Source organism: Vibrio cincinnatiensis (assembly GCF_022113815.1).
GTDB classification, from domain to species: domain Bacteria; phylum Pseudomonadota; class Gammaproteobacteria; order Enterobacterales; family Vibrionaceae; genus Vibrio; species Vibrio cincinnatiensis_A.
The window spans coordinates 1-337 of the sequence record NZ_SGOM01000096.1 but is presented as its reverse complement, the minus strand read 5'-3'; the positions used below and the strand labels follow the sequence as shown (position 1 = coordinate 337).

Genomic DNA, 337 nt, shown 5'->3' with positions numbered 1-337 from the left:
GACACATATGGGTCACTTTATATTCCCCAACATAACTTTCGATATACTCGTACTTCACTCTTGCTGCTTCGCGAAGTACGCCGACACCTTTTTTAGGAATTCCATCTCATCTCGTAGACGCTTGTTTTCGCGCCGAAGGGCGCGAAGCTCTTCAGACTCTTTCTTCGAGTAGTCAACACCGTCTAAGGTGTTAAACTGTTTATCAGATAGGCGTGTGAACTGGCGCTTCCAGTTCCGGATTTGCTGGGCACTAATGCCCAGCTCCCTAGCAACGGAGACGGCTGTTCGGCCTGGAAGACTGGCAAGACGAACCGCTTCTTTGCGGAACTCTTCGGTG

The 337-nt window shown here is 50.1% G+C and carries 1 protein-coding gene; it reads right to left on the bottom strand.

What is annotated here, in order from left to right; all coding sequences use genetic code 11:
- Positions 1–54 precede the first annotated feature (54 nt).
- Positions 55–337, bottom strand: a 283-nt coding sequence (locus EXA13_RS16775) for a transposase (protein WP_238134111.1), incomplete at its 5' end; no start/stop codon positions are given.